The sequence below is a fragment of the Neobacillus solisequens genome (assembly GCF_051233465.1).
Lineage (GTDB): Bacteria > Bacillota > Bacilli > Bacillales > Cytobacillaceae > Neobacillus.
In genome coordinates this window covers 586,412-603,529 of record NZ_JBKFGJ010000002.1, presented here as the reverse complement: position 1 = coordinate 603,529, position 17,118 = coordinate 586,412, and the positions used below count along the sequence as shown (strand labels likewise).

Genomic DNA, 17,118 nt, shown 5'->3' with positions numbered 1-17,118 from the left:
ATTTTATGAACAAATTATGAACAACTCGTATTTATTAAAATACACGAGTCCAAATGGTACTATTTATCTATATACATACTTCCTCTTATTCAAAACAAATATGGCAGCTGCCAGTAGGATCACCCCCATAAAAGCAGGTGCAGCATGACCAAGAGATACATAGATTTGACCTCCCATAATTGGTCCAATAATTCTTGCTAAAGCCTGAATAGATTGACTGCCGCCTTGAATTCTTCCTTGTTCACCTGAATCAACAGATTTGGAAACCATCCCATTAAATGAAGGTCCGAAGATGGAATCACCAAAGGCAAAGATAAACATTCCAATGATAAAAAGAGGATAGAAAGAGAACAAAGCGGATGCGGCTATAAGACTGTAGCCTAGCATCTCTGATATCATCCCAATAGTTGCGATTTCTTGATCACTACGTTTTTTCAAAAGCCTTGGCATGATGAAAGCTTGTGAAATGATATCTTGGATGCCCATAATGGAAAACATTAGTCCGATTCGTGCAGGATTCCAACTGAATGTATCCAATGTAAATTGAGCAAAAACTGCCTGAAGGGATCCGTTCGGTAACCAAAGTAAAAACGCTGAGATTAGCAATCTCTTTAAATTTTTCATAGAAAGGATGTTTGCTAATTGTGTAAAAGGATTCAGTCTTACAAACGGAATCTCTTTCAATCTTTTATTTATTCCAAGGCTTTCAGGCATAAAAAACAATCCGTATACAACATTCAATAAAGTTATGATGGCTCCAAAATACATCGGGATCGAATAACCAAACTTAGCAAGTAGTCCTCCAAAGGTTGGGCCAATGACAGTCCCAACACCAACAACCGCACTCATCCAACCAAAGTATTTTGTTCTTTGTTCTGGGGGAATGATGTCAGCAAAAAAAGCGAAGATTGTGCTTATACTCCCTCCTGTTATCCCCTCAATGATGCGCCCGACAAATAGAATCCACAAAGCTCCTCCTATGCCAAAAATCAAGTACCCAATGGCAGAACCTAAAAGGCATATTAGCAGTATCGGACGACGGCCATATCTGTCGCTTAAAGCGCCAAGACCGGGGGCTGCCAAAAACACGCATACTGCATAAACAGAGGTCAGTAGCGTAACCACGATAGCTTGCTCTTCCGGTTTGCTTACATAAGGCTGTACTAAAAATGGGACGACCGGTGTGATGATGGTGAAGCCTATTCCACAAAGAAACACAGACAAAAGACCAAAGACTAAAGCCTTTTTATCCACGGATTGTTCTGTATTTCGTCCGTATTTTTGTAATTTATTTTTGAACACTAAATTCTCTCCTTAATGCTGTAATTTTGTTTCCTAGTTAACAAAAAAAATCATAGCTCAATATTGTTTCCTCGTCAACAAAATTTAAGAGATAAAAAAACAGCCTGTTCCCCGTAGAGTAGGCTGCGTGTCATTTCATCATTAATATAAAAATTTATTCGGCCTTAGGATCTACACCCAGTTTCTTGATTTCTCCATCCAAATGATTGCTATACTTTTCCACGAAGCTAAGGATACTGTTATATTGCTCCTCGGTTACCTGCTCAAATACGGCTTGATCCCGCTCTCGAAATTCTTTGTGCAATTCCTCATGGATTTTATAAATTTCTTTCCCTTTCCCAGTAAGCTTAAAGTAAATTTCTTTCCTATTATCCGGTCTCTGATAGCTTTCAATTAAGCCTTTTTGCATGAGTTTCTTCGTTATTTTACTGATAGCACTCCTAGTCATATAAAAGGACTCAGCAAGTTTTGTCACGTTGGAATCTACATTCCTTCCTATGTATTCGATACAATGCACTTCAGAAGGCTTATAACCCTTAAGACTGTCTTCCATTTTATGTTTATTAAGCCAAACCATCTTGTTAAATAAATCTCTGACCCCCATGATCACCTGGTCTTCTTTGTTCATGGACTGTCCCCCCACTCGTTAGTGCATATTCAATTTCAACAATATAAAAATAATACCGAATATAAATCGTTTTTCAAAGTAATTTTCATAATGTTTACCCTTTTTATTCATCTTTAGAAAAAAAGCAGAAAAAAGTGGCAACATTAAAGATACCAATATTTTCGTTTTTTTGTGGATAATCCATAGAAAATTGCATCAAGCAATAGTTAAACCAGAAAAAATCGTATAACTTTTGAAATCAGGAAATAATACTAGAGAGGTGAAAATATGGATACGGAAAAATTTAAATTAACATCTTCAGAAATTGGATCTCTATGGGGCGAGTATGTTAATGGAACAGCGATTGATCTGGTAATGAAATATATGTACTCCACTATTGAAGATGAAGCAATAAAAGCCGTTTTTAATGATGCTATCAAAACATTCGAAAAACAAAAGAAACAAATGATCACTTTTATTGAGAATGAAGGGTTTCCTGTTCCTATTGGATTTAATGAGTCTGACCTATATTTAGGCAAACAGAGATTGTTTTCAGATGCATTTTGCCTAAACTATTTACATGTCATGACATTACATGGATTATTAGGACATATCACTGCATTTAGCATTTCTGTTAGAAAAGACTTAAGGGATTTTTACGACTCATGTGATCATGATGGGAAAAAGATGTATCACCAAACGATTGAGCAATTGCTGAATAAAGGACTTTTTCAGAGAGACCCATTATTCTATGCATATGAACACCCGCAATTTATTTCAAGCCATGATTTCAAAGATGGTATCTTTGGAAAGGGTAGAACGCTTACTGCTACAGAAATCATTTCAATTTCTTTAAATCTGAAAAAAAGTATTATAGCTAAAACCCTTTCTATTGCATTCAGCCAGGTGGCAGAATCTAAAGAAGTAAGAGAATTTTTATCTGAATCTGAGAAAACTGCTGATGGACAAATAAAAGCATTAGCAAAAATACTCCAAGCTGATAATTTACCAGTTCCAAAATCATTGGAAACAGAAGTGACCATTTCAACTGACTCTCCATTTTCTGATAAGTTATTAATGTATCACATGGGATTTCTGTTTCAAGCAGCACAAACCTATCATGGAGCAGGCCTTGCAACATCCATGAGAACAGACTTAGTTACCACTTATGAGGCAACTATCATACAAAATCTTTTAGTTACAAAAAAGTGGTTTGATATTATGGTAAATAATAAATGGTTAGAACAACCTCCGCTTGCCCCCAATAGGTCAGAAATTGCCCAAAAAAAGTAATAGAAGTGCACGCCCTTCCAATCGGTTGGGCATTTTATATTCTAGAAATCCTTCTCCCAAAACGTTAACTTAATAACTAAAAGGGATCACCACAGCGCGATCCCTTTTCAAACATTACTTTAAGTGAAATTGCACTATATTTTAAAAGGAAATAACTTTTATTTTGATTAATGCCCACCATTATTACTTGAATTGAGGTTTATTTGTATTCTGACTTATATTAATTATGTATTGGAAACCATAAAGTAGTAATGCCCTTAATAAATGGATCATTAAGTATTGGTATTTTGTTAATTTCCCCAATGTAAATATTTTAAAACGGTCCACAATTTTACTCCACCTATAAAAATAAAACAAATATGAAGAATTAAATTTGATATGAAATACAATGGGAATTTACCAAAAGTCAGTTTTAATATCCACAGGCTTGTAACAAGATAGGGACCAAAATTAAAAAAAGTCATACTTTCCAATGGTGTTACCGCTTTATAAAATCTCCACCATTTTCTCTTTTCACCAAATAAGTCTATTGCCTTGGTAAAAGTAGAGATAAATAGGGAGGCTGGAATATATTTTTGGAATGATTTTCGGCCCAAAAATGGTACTGTTAGCCAAGGGAGAATTAGTAAAGCAATATAGAACCATTTTGATTTTTTCATGATACTGCCCCCAAGGTTATATATATGTGTTTTCTTTGACAGTTTAACCGAAACTTACATTATTTATCTGTTTATTAACACCTTTTTTAAATCCAAGGAGACGCAAATCCTTTTTCATTTTTTCTATTTATTATTAGATGATCCTGCGAAAATTATGAATACCTGCTAACTTTTAGTCCACCGATCCTAAAGAAGTTATATTTCAATTTTTCCTCTTTATTGTCATCTATACTTAATTCCTCCAGAGGCAAACCTTTTACTTACTGCCACAACGATTGTTGGTTAAATTCAATAGCCTTAATTTCAATTTCAAACCATTCAAAGGGATCTTCTTCCTCGTACCAAATGACAACCGATTTACTAGGTATTCGGATTCCAGAAAACTCTTTAAACTCCTTATTCTCTCCACCCCAATCACTCAGGATGTACTTTCCATTAACATCCCGATACCGTTTTCCTGAAAAGCGAAGGAGATCTCCTTTTTCATTAAAATAAAAAGTTCCGGAAACCGTTATACCCTTGTATTCCATTGTTGCCTTTGCTGTGTTTTTATCAACTTCTTCCCATTTGATATATTGGCTTAGCGCAGCTGAGGGAAACCACATAATTTCAGCAAGGTATCTCATCATCGTACCTGAGTTAATCTCAGGTCCCTGTGAATTCACAACGGGGATTATAGAAAGAAGTTTTATAACCATTTTCCCCATACCGTTTTTATAGGAATCGAGGCCCGACAGTTGAACAAATGGTAACATTTTAACATCGGCCAGCCATACGAACCCTGGCTGATCGACAGTAAAGTATTGATCGGCTCTTGAAGGCATCCAAGGTCCATCTTTTTTTATACGCATTCTACCTTCTTGTCTTAAACGAACTGTTTTTATTGGTTGTTTTCCAATAACATTTGAATTTCTTAGCCAATTTTGCACGGAAAAAGGTAAATCTTCTATGTCTTCTTCTCGTATTGTTTTTGTTCCCTTGATATCCGCACTTTGTAGTAATAATGTAACAATCACTTTTGCGTCCTTTTCGAACAATATTCGGCAAATTCTTGAAATGGCGAACAATAAGAGTAAAATAACGATTAATGTCACCAATATCCATTTAAACACTCAAATTCCTTCTTTCGTTCCTTTTGGCTTCATGATATCAAATATCAGAAAATTCCTAAGCGATAAAAGTCATAAGAGTAAATAGCAAAAAAACTATTATTTGCTTCTGGATTTTTTGTATGCTAAGGGTGTCATGCTCATTGACTTTCGAAATGTTTCAATGAAATAACTCGTGCTGTTAAACCCTACTTGATAAGCTACATCTGTGACATTGGATTCTGGTTGTTGAAGTAATAGTAAACTTTTTTGAATCCGATAATCCGTTACATAATGAAGAGGTGTTTTCTTTAAAATTCGTTTAAAATAGCGACAGCATTCGGAGCGGCTTAAATGGCCCGCTTTTGCAATATCCTCTAAAAGGATTTTCTCAGCATAGTGTAGGTGTATCCAATTTAACATCTGCTTCATTCGTTGACTCTTCACCATTTCTGATTGTTCGAACTTTAATTGGAATCCATTTTCAACCAAGTTTCTCCAAATTAATGTTAACTGAATAGTGATGTCCATTTCATAATATGATGGCTTTTGTTGGATCAATTGATTGATGTTTAAGATAGCCTCTAAAATGTTTTTCTCCCAAATTTCCTTCGAATCTAAGTGTAAGTAAGGTAAATTAGTCGCTTGAATATAGGGATTTACATAGGTTGTGTAAAGTTCTTGGGATAGAACGAATTGTGGTGAAACATTTAAACAAATATAGATACATCCTGAATGATTCTTATCCTTTGCCATGTGCAGACAACCGCTATTAATAAACAGCCCCTCGCCTCTTTGTACCGTTATACTTTCTTCATTTATTTGAAAAATAGCTTCTCCTTTTATAACATGAACAAACTGAAATTCATCGTGCCAATGAAGTGGTATATATTGATGTATATTTTGGTTAATCGTAGTTTCGTAACAAGCTATCGGTAACAAAACTGTACGATGTTCCGTTAACTCCTTTAAACTTTGGTCAATCATAAAATTTTTTATTTGCATGTAGCACCTCAATATACTTATACTTTTTCATTCAATTCAGGTATACTTTCAGCCGTTATTGATTTATCATTCTATACATCATAACACTATTTTTATATTTAAGGGTGAGAATCAATTATGGAAAGACTAAAGGGAATATTTCTTGTTCTAACGGGAGCAGTATTTTGGGGGATTGGGGGAACAGTTGCCAAAAAACTATTTCAACAGGATCACATTGATGTAAATTGGCTTGTAACGATTCGATTACTAGTATCTGGTTGTTTGCTACTAACCGTTCAATTTTTTACAAAGGACCGTTCTCAGATCCTTGGTGTTTGGAAAACTCGAAAGATAGCCATTCAATTGATGATCTTCGGGTTAATCGGTATGCTTGGTGTTCAATACACCTATATGGCTTCCATTGAACATGGAAATGCTGCGGTTGCCACTCTATTACAGTATTTAGCACCAGTCATGATTATCGTATACTTCATTTTCCGCAAACAAACGGTTCCAACAAAAAGGGATATGATGACTGTTTCTCTGGCTTTAATTGGTTGTTTTCTCTTGCTTACAAACGGAACAATCTCTCAATTATCTGTGCCTACAGTTGCAGTTGTTTGGGGGGTATTATCTGCAATAGCTTTAGCATTTTATACTCTTTATGCCGTTCCATTACTAAAGGAATATGATTCCCTTGTCATTGTTGGGTGGGCTATGATAATTGGTAGTATTGCATTAAGTTTTATCCGTCCGCCATGGCAAATGGACTATACAAGCTTAACAATAGAAGCTTATTTATATTTAGTTTTCATTATTATTTTTGGTACGATGATTGCCTTTTGGTTCTATATAGAAAGTTTAAAAAAGTTGGAACCTAAAGAATCAAGCATTTTAGGGAGCATAGAGCCACTAGCTGCTGTTGTAACAACAGTCTTTTGGTTAAAAGAACCCTATGGTTTTTTCCAATGGGTTGGAACAGCTTGTATCTTTGGGATGATCTTATTGGTGGCCTTGAATAAAGGACAATCTTCAAAACATAACCAAATTCATAAAAATATAAAGCCCCTTAAAGTGAGTTAATTTAAGGGGTTTTTTGAACCATATGGAATAGTTCACCATATTAGGCTCTTTTTGTTGAAGTTAGCTGGTTAAAGATGTAATTTCTGATGGATGATCATTCTCTATGATAATTTCTGTAACCTTTACATTTTCAGGCATTAACGGATGTTTCCGAATTACATTAACAATAGTATCCATTTTATTCGGTGATGTAGTGTTTCCTTCCAGCCATTCTTGGATGCTGACATTAGGAAATTCCGGCATACAATGATGAAATAAATAATCTAATGTTTGCAGTTTCTCTTGGAAACCTTCATGTTCAGCTAATTTATGATAAATCTCTTTATCTTTTTTTCGGTTATCCTTTGATAAGGTAACAAATATTTCTTCGACATTTTCCTGGTAAACTGCGATGATAATGTCTCGCATTAATTCTCCGAACGGTAAAATGGTTGGTCCATAATATGGCAAGGTTATACTATTCGATTGATGACTAGTAAATTTTTTAATGATTCGTTCTGGATTTTGATCCATTCCAATCACAAACAACACCTTTTTCTTTTCATCCATATTCATTTCATCCACCCCATTTTTTAAGACAATAATTTTTCTAAATCACCTGAAAGTTTAAAGACCATGAACCTTTCACCAGTCTGGGTACTGATATCGGTATGAAAACTTGTTACTTCCTGACCGGTGAGTGAAAAAATAATTTCCTTTAATTGTTCTTGCCCGGTTTCGACTAGACTGTTTCGGGTATTCTTTATAGATAACAATCCCTCTTTATCCTTACATAGTGCATATTCAGCCGGGGTTAAAATTCCAGTCAAGGTAACAATGATCATATCGCGTAAGATATCTGACTTAACAGATATAGAACCTCTCCCAAGATAACTTTTCTCCCATTGAGTTAACGCTTTACTGACTTCGGCCTCCAGTTGACCCTTTGATTTATCCAAACGAACCCCTATCCCTTCTTAATTTTATTTACTACCTATCTTTATATAGAATTCTATCAAAAACATAGTTAAGACCAATGCTTCCAGTTACCTTCTGGATCAATGGATGCAAGCTTAAGCCATCCGTTTTTCACTTTTTGTTGGAATGCCTGATCATGATTTAACAATCGTTCAACGTATTCTTTTGGTGCTTGAATCACGACCAGCAGCCTTAGAGGTGAATGATAGCCCTCTTGATCCGATTGCATGACCGACTGCCAGGGAAGTCCTGTTAATAAATCACTCGCATTTCCCTGCATGACTCCATATCCTGAGGTCACGGTTTGGGTTGCCTTGTTTCCACTACCATAATAATGTGGCGCAACGGTTGAAGCATAATATTGCAGGTTAATCCACTGACAGACCGTCGCCGGCCCAGATATAATGTTGGCAAGAAGAGAACCATTCTTATCCTTTTTCCAATCATAATTATGAAGGAAAACTCTCCCCTCTAGATTCTGTTGCCGAGTCAGACTGCGGTCTCCGATCACAAACGCCGCATTTCCTGCCAATCCCCATTCTGGACGAACCTCACTCCAGTCCTCTGAAAGACGCTCTGCTTCAGCATTAGGGTTTTTGAAGGTAGCCTTAAGAGTAGGCAATTTCCCAATTCTCTCAGCCGTTACTTCTTCCCTGACTTTTGGCAGTACCTTTTGAATGTGAGCAAATGCTGCTTCAGCTGCATCTGAAAGTTGGGGCAAATAGACCCATTCTAATTCATCAACCGTTGTAATATGCTCTGCAGCTGCAAAAATTGTATGATCCGGAATCGTCATTCCCTTTTCCTGAAGTGATTTTCTTACAGTTGGAAGGTTACATAAAGTGGCGAGCACTCTCGCATTAAAAGCACTTGATGCTCCGCCGCATGCCCCGCAGTCTAGAGAAGCAGCATATGGGTTATTTGTACTTCTGCTGCCGTGCCCGCAAATCACCACGAAAGGAGCGAAATGATCGGTCAGTCCTATCATTTTTAAAGCCTGTTCCACGTATTGCACCTTTTCCTCATCAAAAAAACCAACTGGTAACTCTGAATTTACCATCCGAACCCGGTCAAGTGTTAAATCTGCATCAGGTTTCCTTAACCATTTGTTAAGAAGTTTCTTGGAAAGGCGTCCCCTACTCCTTGGCATAAAACTGCGGGTCAGCGTTTGCACACTAAGCCACGGTCCACTGATCTCCGGCAATAAAAGACTAGCAATCAAGTTGTGTTTCATCGTTTTAAATGTATTTTTAAGTGATTGGACTGCCTGCAACCGTTGGTTAAATTGATTGTATTGAGTTTCTGGCAACATTTCATTTACTTTGAATTTTGGTTTTAATATAACGGGTAAGGAACTATGACTATGGTCATTTTCTAGTTTGCTGGTTTCAATCGGCAAACCAAAAAAACCGGCTGTTCCAAAGGTTTCAAAATCAACTTCTTTTTCCAGCCTGCGGCGAAACGGTTCAGACCGTACATCAATACAAAACACAAATTGAGCCAAGGCAGTCTTTTTCTGCGTCGAATTTGGCTGTCCAATGATTTTGTTCATTAATTGATCTTCATATGTTCTTTCCCAAGCTTCCATCCAAAGTCTATTGCGGATTATCTTATCAAATCGCCATGCAAGGGTCAAACGAGCTTTTTGTTCTTCAAAAGGCATTTGTGACCATGCTTGGATTGGAAGGTCTCCCCATTGTTGCCAGGCAACGATTAATGATTCTATGAACCCTTCATCCACCTTGTTTTCCTTGGGAAAAGGAAGATATGGCTTCATCAGTACAAGCTCCATGGAAATTCGTATGGCTAAATAGTCAAAGAGTAATGAATGTTCCCCTGTTTGTTGCTGGGTACGCCATAGCATCATTCCTGCCCATCCTGGCAAGGCAAGTAAATGGGCTTCCAGGTATTCCTGAATCTCTGAATCTGGTATTTCCAATTGAGTTAAGGCTACACGTAAGGCAATATCCGCTTTATTAGGCAATTTATTAAGCTGCTTTCGTGCATCCGAACGTATTGCTGGATCAAAGGAAACCATTTTCCGCCATGCTTGATAAAAACCTTCCTCGCGATTGGGCATCGACCAAACAGCTTGAGATTCATCCAAAAATAATTTACACCACTTAATCATATGGGTGTTCAGATCCCGAGAAATCTCCTGTTCCCAAATCCGATCAAAACGCTGACTAAGGGTTTGAACGTGTTGATTTGTCTTCATTTCAGACTTAAAGCGATTCAATGTCTTTGCCATACTTTTTACTTCGGGAATTACTTCCCAATTAGGAGACGGCTTATCCTGTAACAGTCCAGCTAGGCAAAACTTTATAGTAGTTTCGTCAGGTAATTTGAGAGACTGTGTATCTAGCCATTGCTTTAGGCCTTTTTCTAAAAAATTTAAATCTATTTCTCCTTGATTCCGAGCAGTCTGCAGCATAGAATCATTGGGTAATAGTACTATATCAAAAATATCTTGGAAACGACGCGCGATCTCTTCAAATGTATGCCCCTCTAAACCCGCCCAGGGACTGCGAGCTGCAAACTTGCTAATAGGACCAAGAGGTGAAATAACTTTGCTCGCTGACTTCACCAAATCATAAATTTCAAGATCTTCATCATGCTTTTCCCCATTTAATGGTTTAGCTAATATGGTTGTCATCCAAACGACCTCCTATTAGATAAGGATTTTGCCAAATATTGTGGATGGCTTTCAACTAAATCTTTGTGAGGCTCACCTAAATGTACGAGCCATAGATAAATGACTGTAAAAAGCTTCGAGGAACGACTTCGTGCGATCCATATACAAAGAGAACTTCCGCCAATGATCAACAGGATCAAAATGGCTGCATAGGCATGTGGTTGACTTCCATTCATCACTGTTTTATCTAACAAACGATCTAATACCGTATGGATGAAATGGAACATTATTGCCGCTCCAACTAGCGAAATTAGTCCAGCCATTTTACTAACACGACCGTTTCCAAACGCCACGAGTCCGATCCAGGCAAATGCCACGGACCACCCTAAAATGAAAGTACTTACCAATTGATAACCCCCTCCATGAGAGACAAGCCAATAACCAATCCCTGTTAAGAAACCCAAAATCCCTCCAGTCATAAGCCACGAAAAGGACAGTGGCCGGTCTTTGAAGGTAAATGACTTCTTGTATTGAATGGCAGAACCCGCCTGTAAGAAAAGGCTCGCTTTGAATAAACCGTGTAAAATCGCATGAATAATTGCTGCCAGATAGGCACCTAATGCACACTGAATCAACATGAACCCCATCTGGGCCATGGTTGAGCCAACCAGTTGCCGTTTATAGTCTACTTGGACCAGCATAATTCCTGTTCCTAGAAGCACGGAGATACTGGACAGTATCAGAAGAATCATTTGTGCTGAACTCCCGCTGAATAGCGGTGCGAAACTAGTCAACAGGAGACCACCTGCATTCACGATCCCTGCATGCATGACAGCTGAAATAGGAGTTGGTGCAACAACTGAGTTTAACAGCCAGCGTTGAAAAGGAAACTGGGCTGACGGAATGATCATTGCTACCATCAATAAGAGGTTCATACAGGTCTTCTCCCCTGAAGGAAGTTGAGCCAGATTGTTTTTCGCTAGTACATTTGAAAGCTGCCAATGTCCTGTAGCTTGTGTAATCCAAATGATGGTCACCGCTAAGATGATCCAGCTGAGTAAAAATAATCGCCCAGTCATGGCTGCCGCTTTTCTCGACACCTGCCACTCCTTATTTAATCTAATTAGCCAGGTTAATCCTAAAAGTGTTATCCCCCAACAGAACAACAAAATGCGAAGATCATTACTTATCCAGGTCAGAGTGTCTGCAGAGGTAGTGATGGTCATCAGGGTAAAATATTTCCGGTAAGAACGGTCACCATATAAATAACGAATGGAAAATCGTTGTACAATTAAGCCGATGGTTAAAACAAATAGGGCTATAAGCCATGACCGAGAATCAAAACGCCAAGGACCAAACATAACATTTCCATTGTTAGTAATCAGACCTAACAAAGCGACAATCGGAGCTAATGAAATAAAACCTATGTGAATACGAATGAAATGCAAAGGAATCTTTTTGTATAACACGAAGATCCCACTTAGAAAAGAAAGTGCCATCACGAAAAAAAATACAGTCGGCAATGAAATATGCTCAAAAAAATGAAACATCAAGCTCTCCCCCATAAAAAATGAATACTAAATGAACATAGTAAATTATTTGTATCTCTTAAACTTCAATACAGATTTTTTCTGCTGAAATAGTCTAATTGGTTCTTAAAAATAAGGCTCTGTTAAACTGGGCTATTGATTTGCGCTCCAGGTGCTTCGCTTTCCGTGGGCGTTTCGGCGAGCCTCCTCGGCACTTGCGCCTGCGGGGTCTCTCCAGAACCGTACTCCCACAGGAGTCTTCGCACCTTCCGCTCCAATCAACAGAGTGTAAAAAATCAACACTGTTCTTTAACACAGCCAAAAATAAAAAAACCGGCAATCTCAATATAATGGTCATGTGAAAACCATTAAACTTGAACATTGCCGGTTTACTTTTAACTGCCTAAATGGGCTTTTAAATAGTCTACCTTTTATGAATTGATCCTCTAATATTAGGGTCTATGTATGATTTCTATTTTCTATAGATTTCTTTTTCATAAAGCCAATAAAAAATTATTAACTTTCTGCTAAAGGCTTCTATATTTTCAAAAATCATTAATCATTTATTTACGATGTAAATATTACAATTTGTAAAACATTTTGTCAAGTTTGCAATCTTATGATTGTTTATTTTTCTCAATTTATAGGTCTGTTTTTGAATGTTATTTCATTTTATTCAAGGTAACATCGAAAATGATACATAATAAAAGGACAAATGGAATTGAGCATATAATGGCCGTAATGGGGCGTGTAAAATGCAATCTTATAATCAAAAACATGACGATTACAAATAAAAAAGACCACCCAAGATTCCATCCGTGATGATAAGTTATGGAACCAAATTTGACCGAAACATATTCTAAAACAATGAATACTCCTATAAAAAATGAAACGTATATACACTGCTTGTAAATATTTTGTTTAAACAGGTACTTAGATAAAAAAACCCAGGTTGATAATGGCATACCTATTTGTATGAGCAATAACATGGGAATCATGGAGTATGCCAATCCATTAGGCTCCATTTTCCACAATTGATACTTAAAACAAAGTACCTCATATAGAGCGTTTCCAAGAGCAGCAAATAACATAGAAGGATAATATTTTCTCCAATCACGATCTCCATACTTTAAAGCAATGATTATCCACGATATTGAAAGGATAATGGCAACCATACTAAACACCTACCCTAAGGGTAGTTTTCCATAAATGGTAATTTTTAACCATTTGGATTATATCTAATATTGTTTTTCTCCGTATGCTTTCATAATCCTAAAAAATAACACCCAAAAACTGATCACCAGTAAATATATGACAAAAGAATAATAGATGTTATATCCATGTTGATAACGAAAGATCCCGATGATCACACTAAATCGCTCAAACCCGACACTCAAAAAGGCCCACACTAAGATGTACACTAAAGAAAAATGGGGTTTTATGCGGAAGAAATCATATAGATAAAAGAAAAGATAACTGTATGGTGCGTAAATCACATGGGATAAAAAATCCATTAGTTCAAAGGAACCCCTATCATTTATAACATAGAAACTAACCGGCAATACACTTAATGTGTGATCGAAAAAAAATCCAAAAAACATGCCACACATGAGGTAAACGGCGGTTTCCTTTTTTGTAAAACGTTTGGGTAGAAGTAACACCACGATGGTTCCAACGCACAGTGAAGCAACGATAAACCACTCGTTCGCATTAAAATGATTAACATAACGAATTATATTCATGGTTTGATTAACTCTCCTTATCTAGTCCACGAAACCATCTGGCAATCCACCAAATTAAGACTATAAATACCATATACATGAGAGCAGAATAGATTTCATTCCATCGTCGGTAAGTAATCAGACCAGCCCACAAATAAACCCGATCTGCCATGCATAAGAATAAAACGATGGCCAAAGTTACTATCCAGCGCCATTTTGCTCTCAAACCAGAATGGAGCACACATACTGATAATAGAATCTGGAAAGGGATCACGATCATACGACAGATATACATGGCAAAGGATCCTTCTACACTTCGTGTCAGTGGAACCCATTGTAAATTAACATCCAGTATGGTGAATATGGTAATCGTTACTATTTCGATAAGGAAGTATAAAAAAACCATATCGATCAGCGTTACCCCTTTTGGAACAATTGCGAATACAATCAGCACAAACCAACCTATTAAGGCTAGAATAGCAATGGACATGGTAATCATCCTCAGGAAAAATTTTACAATACACATATTATTTCCAATAGCCATAATAAATTTACTATTTTACGTAAATGCTACACTTCCTTTTTTCAAAAACTTCCCCCACGTTGCTTATATTTGTACAAAAAAACGTTGATTCTTCTTCATGGAATCAACGCCAAAGGGTACCTGACTTCTTTTCAGTCGTACGGTCTATTTGTTGTGTTAAAAAATTTCTTTTACAAAAATAAAATGGTTCTTAAGTTCGCTTTCACTAATTGAAATTCTATTGGATAAATCTTGCGTTCTCAAAACAAATTCCTTAACCCCAATAAATTCGGATTCACTGATTAAGTAAAATTGTGTTCCTCTTTTAAACTCGTTGAATTTCTTTTTTAGTCTATATACTTTCATTCCTAACCTCAAATTTGATTTAACATATATATTGGCTATTTTAATAGACTATATATACTTGAGTAAAGCCCTTATGAATAAGATCAGTAATCGTGACCGTTTCATCTCCCTATTTGAATGGCTACATAAAAGATAAAACAAAACCACGCGCAAATGGGCATAAATAAATAAGTATCATAGCAAGAGAAAAGGGTGTGCCGGACTTTTTTGAACAAACCGAAGTACTTGAAATCTCCAACTACTCTTAAACCAAAGACAATCATACATGCCCAACATCCAGCATTAACTAGTATGTTCGGATAAACAAACTTGAATAGCCCTCCTTGCAAAATCAGGAGTCCTGCTGCCAAAAATAACAGAAACGAGACAAACAGCGTGACAAATTTACCGGGAGCAAAAATTGGATGTTCCAACTTAGCACTTTTGGGAATAATATGGTTACTGCCCCATGAACCCCCGAACGCCCAGTAAACATGTAAGCAGCCGATTCCAATCAATAGAATGGCAGAGCCTGCAATCATCAATCCAACCATCACGGCACCTCAATCCACATAATAGGTTCCTAACCAGGTAATAATCTGGCATGTATTTTTATTATTTTGCTGGTTTTCCAGCAGCAATCCTCGATGCACGAAAGTACGAATTTATTTTTTCTTTTTTGGTTTTCCCAATAAACCTATTGCAGCTGCTATTCCAACACCAATTGCCACCCAAACAGCTATACTCAATACCTTCACCCCCACCTTGAAAAAGTGTTCTTTTGCTATTTATATGATGTAAGTTCTGCTCAACAACACGGTTGATTTTGTACTTTTCATTGATATGTATATAAATGTAAAAAGGAAATGAACTCTCCAGAAAAATGGCGGGTTTTTTATACCAATTATTAAATATTATACATTCGGTATCTTTCATACTATTCCTTCACTAACTTTATGGCTAATGTACTCACTTCTCTCCTTGCGATAAAAAAAGTTGGTAATATTTTCCCGTTTTACCTGTTCGGGATTGATTGGTATAATGTTGCTTATGATAGATTTGGGAGGATGCAGCAATGACTACATTTGAAAAATTAAAGCCAATTATTGCAGACCAACTCGGTGTGAAAATGGAAAATATTAGACTGGATGCTTCATTCAAGGAAGACTTTGAGGCTGATTCACTTGATATGGTGAACCTGACCATGGAAATTGAAGATGAATTCGCAATTGAAATCAGCGAAAAAGTGGCCGCCTCTCTTCAAACAGTTGGAGATGTTGTTGCGTTTATTGAAAATCGTAGCAAATAAATGGACCACTGGGTTGAACACAACACATTAGCCTTCTGTTTTCTTAAGTAAATGAAAAATCCACCTTACTGGGTGGATTTTTTTCAATTTAAAAAAATATGAAAATCTTTTTAATTATTATCAGCAATCAACTGATCAATTTCTTTAGGATTGAGATAATTTGTAGAATTTGCACCAGTATTTACTATTGCTGTTCCCCCTATATTATATGCTCCGGAGCCAGCATACCCCTTTGACATATTCTTAGGTGTTAAAACTAAGCTATCACCGAATTTGACAATAGCAAATGTCGTGACGTTATCAATTTGTATGGGTCCACAAATATTTACAGGCATTAGTAACAACCTCTCATTTATCAATATTTTAAATATTTCCAGCAATCGGCTGATCAATTACATTGGGGTCAATATAATTTGTACTGCTTATAGCTGTATTTGTCATAGCCAAAAATGCAGTGTTAAATGCTCCTGCTCCCGCAAGAGTCTTAGATGCAATTTTTGGTGAAACAACTAAGCTATCACCAAACTCCACTACACCACTTGCACTGATGGTGGTAATTTGTATGGATCCAAAAATATTTGCAGGCATTGGTAGGTATCCTTTCAGTTAAGTTTAATTTCAATATATGCTTTTAGCCCTGTTCTTGTTCTTGCTCTTGTTCTTCTTTAATGTTACTACCAAAAACAATAGATATCATGGAACATAATAAACCTAATAGACATACTTTATTGTATAAATGGGTAAAGGAAGTTGACTAAAATGGCATTTGACCGAGGTAAAATTGATATAGGGGAAATTACAGGAGGGGTTGTCAATTTTGACGGTGCCCTAGTTATTTCTCCCAAAGGCGCTTCAAAGGCTGCCTATGGTGGAGGTTCCAACAACACTGCCCTTTTCTCTTTTACTTTTACTGGTACAAATTTAACGAATACGATTGCAAATGATTTCCTTGATCAACCAATAAGTGGCAATATCTAAAATAGGAGAAAAAAATAGTGCATGAAGTAGAGCCGGAACCTGTTAGTGAACAGGAATTCGGTTTTTTTTGTAAAAAAATGATTAAGTGTTGATACATAAAGCCCT

The 17,118-nt window shown here is 36.7% G+C and carries 20 protein-coding genes; 4 read left to right on the top strand and 16 right to left on the bottom strand.

Translation table 11 applies throughout. The features are described 5' to 3' along the window. Window positions 1-63 precede the first annotated feature (63 nt). Both ACI3K6_RS03490 and ACI3K6_RS03485 read right to left on the bottom strand, forming a co-directional pair. Window positions 64-1,302 (bottom strand): MFS transporter, encoded by a 1,239-nt coding sequence (locus ACI3K6_RS03490; RefSeq protein WP_435553722.1) that lies wholly within the window; start codon window positions 1,300-1,302, stop codon window positions 64-66. 154 nt (window positions 1,303-1,456) lie between these two features. Then, the gene (locus tag ACI3K6_RS03485; RefSeq protein ID WP_435553721.1) at window positions 1,457-1,930 is read right to left on the bottom strand and encodes a MarR family transcriptional regulator; all 474 of its coding nucleotides are present in this window, start codon (window positions 1,928-1,930) and stop codon (window positions 1,457-1,459) included. Window positions 1,931-2,197: 267 nt separating this feature from the next. On the opposite strand from ACI3K6_RS03485, the gene ACI3K6_RS03480 reads away from it, so the two are divergent. Then, window positions 2,198-3,202 carry a DUF3231 family protein gene (locus ACI3K6_RS03480; protein WP_435553720.1) on the top strand — a complete coding sequence of 335 codons (1,005 nt, stop codon included), beginning with the start codon at window positions 2,198-2,200 and terminating at the stop codon, window positions 3,200-3,202. Window positions 3,203-3,492: 290 nt separating this feature from the next. On the opposite strand, the gene ACI3K6_RS03475 is transcribed toward ACI3K6_RS03480, so the two are convergent. The 3 genes from ACI3K6_RS03475 to ACI3K6_RS03465 all read right to left on the bottom strand — a co-directional run bounded on the left by ACI3K6_RS03475 (window position 3,493) and on the right by ACI3K6_RS03465 (window position 5,954). Continuing rightward, window positions 3,493-3,861, bottom strand: a complete 369-nt coding sequence (locus tag ACI3K6_RS03475) for a hypothetical protein (RefSeq protein WP_435553719.1) — start codon at window positions 3,859-3,861, stop codon at window positions 3,493-3,495. 260 nt (window positions 3,862-4,121) lie between these two features. Continuing rightward, window positions 4,122-4,973: a DUF6544 family protein gene (locus tag ACI3K6_RS03470; RefSeq protein WP_435553718.1), complete on the bottom strand. Its 852-nt coding sequence runs from the start codon at window positions 4,971-4,973 to the stop codon at window positions 4,122-4,124. A 96-nt stretch (window positions 4,974-5,069) separates the two neighbouring features. Then, complete coding sequence (locus tag ACI3K6_RS03465) at window positions 5,070-5,954, bottom strand: AraC family transcriptional regulator (protein WP_435553717.1); 885 nt, start codon at window positions 5,952-5,954, stop codon at window positions 5,070-5,072. 117 nt (window positions 5,955-6,071) lie between these two features. Between ACI3K6_RS03465 and ACI3K6_RS03460 the strand changes: the two genes are divergently transcribed. Then, the gene (locus ACI3K6_RS03460) at window positions 6,072-7,016 is read left to right on the top strand and encodes a DMT family transporter (protein WP_435553716.1); all 945 of its coding nucleotides are present in this window, start codon (window positions 6,072-6,074) and stop codon (window positions 7,014-7,016) included. Window positions 7,017-7,076: 60 nt separating this feature from the next. Here the strand turns inward: ACI3K6_RS03460 and ACI3K6_RS03455 are convergent, their stop codons facing one another. The 9 genes from ACI3K6_RS03455 to ACI3K6_RS03415 all read right to left on the bottom strand — a co-directional run bounded on the left by ACI3K6_RS03455 (window position 7,077) and on the right by ACI3K6_RS03415 (window position 15,662). Then, window positions 7,077-7,571: a carbonic anhydrase gene (locus ACI3K6_RS03455; protein ID WP_435553715.1), complete on the bottom strand. Its 495-nt coding sequence runs from the start codon at window positions 7,569-7,571 to the stop codon at window positions 7,077-7,079. A gap of 17 nt (window positions 7,572-7,588) precedes the next feature. Then, window positions 7,589-7,954 carry a Na-translocating system protein MpsC family protein gene (locus ACI3K6_RS03450; RefSeq protein WP_435553714.1) on the bottom strand — a complete coding sequence of 122 codons (366 nt, stop codon included), beginning with the start codon at window positions 7,952-7,954 and terminating at the stop codon, window positions 7,589-7,591. Window positions 7,955-8,022: 68 nt separating this feature from the next. Next, on the bottom strand, window positions 8,023-10,629 hold the full coding sequence (locus ACI3K6_RS03445; RefSeq protein ID WP_435553713.1) for a DUF2309 domain-containing protein: 2,607 nt from the start codon (window positions 10,627-10,629) through the stop codon (window positions 8,023-8,025). After that, window positions 10,626-12,158 (bottom strand): NADH dehydrogenase subunit 5, encoded by a 1,533-nt coding sequence (locus ACI3K6_RS03440; protein ID WP_435553712.1) that lies wholly within the window; start codon window positions 12,156-12,158, stop codon window positions 10,626-10,628. The genes ACI3K6_RS03445 and ACI3K6_RS03440 overlap by 4 nt, the downstream gene beginning before the upstream one ends. Before the next feature lie 641 nt (window positions 12,159-12,799). Further along, window positions 12,800-13,312 carry a CBO0543 family protein gene (locus ACI3K6_RS03435; RefSeq protein WP_435553711.1) on the bottom strand — a complete coding sequence of 171 codons (513 nt, stop codon included), beginning with the start codon at window positions 13,310-13,312 and terminating at the stop codon, window positions 12,800-12,802. Window positions 13,313-13,375: 63 nt separating this feature from the next. Beyond that, window positions 13,376-13,879, bottom strand: a complete 504-nt coding sequence (locus ACI3K6_RS03430) for a hypothetical protein (RefSeq protein ID WP_335475762.1) — start codon at window positions 13,877-13,879, stop codon at window positions 13,376-13,378. Window positions 13,880-13,886: 7 nt separating this feature from the next. Continuing rightward, window positions 13,887-14,348 carry a hypothetical protein gene (locus tag ACI3K6_RS03425; protein ID WP_435553710.1) on the bottom strand — a complete coding sequence of 154 codons (462 nt, stop codon included), beginning with the start codon at window positions 14,346-14,348 and terminating at the stop codon, window positions 13,887-13,889. A gap of 500 nt (window positions 14,349-14,848) precedes the next feature. Next, window positions 14,849-15,280, bottom strand: a complete 432-nt coding sequence (locus ACI3K6_RS03420; protein ID WP_435553709.1) for a DUF3995 domain-containing protein — start codon at window positions 15,278-15,280, stop codon at window positions 14,849-14,851. Between the two features lie 61 nt (window positions 15,281-15,341). After that, window positions 15,342-15,662 (bottom strand): hypothetical protein, encoded by a 321-nt coding sequence (locus ACI3K6_RS03415; RefSeq protein ID WP_435553708.1) that lies wholly within the window; start codon window positions 15,660-15,662, stop codon window positions 15,342-15,344. Between the two features lie 139 nt (window positions 15,663-15,801). On the opposite strand from ACI3K6_RS03415, the gene acpP reads away from it, so the two are divergent. Then, a complete protein-coding gene (gene acpP / locus ACI3K6_RS03410; protein WP_435553707.1) occupies window positions 15,802-16,035 on the top strand; it encodes an acyl carrier protein in 234 nt (77 codons plus the stop codon). 110 nt (window positions 16,036-16,145) lie between these two features. On the opposite strand, the gene ACI3K6_RS03405 is transcribed toward acpP, so the two are convergent. Beyond that, a complete protein-coding gene (locus tag ACI3K6_RS03405; RefSeq protein ID WP_435553706.1) occupies window positions 16,146-16,370 on the bottom strand; it encodes a spore germination protein in 225 nt (74 codons plus the stop codon). A 28-nt stretch (window positions 16,371-16,398) separates the two neighbouring features. Further along, window positions 16,399-16,623 carry a spore germination protein gene (locus tag ACI3K6_RS03400; protein WP_435553705.1) on the bottom strand — a complete coding sequence of 75 codons (225 nt, stop codon included), beginning with the start codon at window positions 16,621-16,623 and terminating at the stop codon, window positions 16,399-16,401. A 171-nt stretch (window positions 16,624-16,794) separates the two neighbouring features. On the opposite strand from ACI3K6_RS03400, the gene ACI3K6_RS03395 reads away from it, so the two are divergent. Further along, complete coding sequence (locus ACI3K6_RS03395) at window positions 16,795-17,013, top strand: spore germination protein (protein ID WP_335475750.1); 219 nt, start codon at window positions 16,795-16,797, stop codon at window positions 17,011-17,013. Window positions 17,014-17,118 lie beyond the last annotated feature (105 nt).

What these genes read in the sequence shown, in the direction of transcription:
- ACI3K6_RS03430 (WP_335475762.1), bottom strand. Translation starts at nt 13,879, where the DNA reads ATGAATATAATTCGTTATGTTAATCATTTTAATGCGAACGAGTGGTTT.
- acpP (WP_435553707.1), top strand. Translation starts at nt 15,802, where the DNA reads ATGACTACATTTGAAAAATTAAAGCCAATTATTGCAGACCAACTCGGT.
- ACI3K6_RS03475 (WP_435553719.1), bottom strand. Translation starts at nt 3,861, where the DNA reads ATGAAAAAATCAAAATGGTTCTATATTGCTTTACTAATTCTCCCTTGG.
- ACI3K6_RS03395 (WP_335475750.1), top strand. Translation starts at nt 16,795, where the DNA reads ATGGCATTTGACCGAGGTAAAATTGATATAGGGGAAATTACAGGAGGG.
- ACI3K6_RS03485 (WP_435553721.1), bottom strand. Translation starts at nt 1,930, where the DNA reads ATGAACAAAGAAGACCAGGTGATCATGGGGGTCAGAGATTTATTTAAC.
- ACI3K6_RS03480 (WP_435553720.1), top strand. Translation starts at nt 2,198, where the DNA reads ATGGATACGGAAAAATTTAAATTAACATCTTCAGAAATTGGATCTCTA.
- ACI3K6_RS03400 (WP_435553705.1), bottom strand. Translation starts at nt 16,623, where the DNA reads ATGCCTGCAAATATTTTTGGATCCATACAAATTACCACCATCAGTGCA.
- ACI3K6_RS03455 (WP_435553715.1), bottom strand. Translation starts at nt 7,571, where the DNA reads ATGAATATGGATGAAAAGAAAAAGGTGTTGTTTGTGATTGGAATGGAT.
- ACI3K6_RS03440 (WP_435553712.1), bottom strand. Translation starts at nt 12,158, where the DNA reads ATGTTTCATTTTTTTGAGCATATTTCATTGCCGACTGTATTTTTTTTC.
- ACI3K6_RS03435 (WP_435553711.1), bottom strand. Translation starts at nt 13,312, where the DNA reads ATGGTTGCCATTATCCTTTCAATATCGTGGATAATCATTGCTTTAAAG.
- ACI3K6_RS03420 (WP_435553709.1), bottom strand. Translation starts at nt 15,280, where the DNA reads ATGGTTGGATTGATGATTGCAGGCTCTGCCATTCTATTGATTGGAATC.
- ACI3K6_RS03460 (WP_435553716.1), top strand. Translation starts at nt 6,072, where the DNA reads ATGGAAAGACTAAAGGGAATATTTCTTGTTCTAACGGGAGCAGTATTT.
- ACI3K6_RS03415 (WP_435553708.1), bottom strand. Translation starts at nt 15,662, where the DNA reads ATGAAAGATACCGAATGTATAATATTTAATAATTGGTATAAAAAACCC.
- ACI3K6_RS03425 (WP_435553710.1), bottom strand. Translation starts at nt 14,348, where the DNA reads ATGTCCATTGCTATTCTAGCCTTAATAGGTTGGTTTGTGCTGATTGTA.
- ACI3K6_RS03405 (WP_435553706.1), bottom strand. Translation starts at nt 16,370, where the DNA reads ATGCCTGTAAATATTTGTGGACCCATACAAATTGATAACGTCACGACA.
- ACI3K6_RS03445 (WP_435553713.1), bottom strand. Translation starts at nt 10,629, where the DNA reads ATGACAACCATATTAGCTAAACCATTAAATGGGGAAAAGCATGATGAA.
- ACI3K6_RS03465 (WP_435553717.1), bottom strand. Translation starts at nt 5,954, where the DNA reads ATGCAAATAAAAAATTTTATGATTGACCAAAGTTTAAAGGAGTTAACG.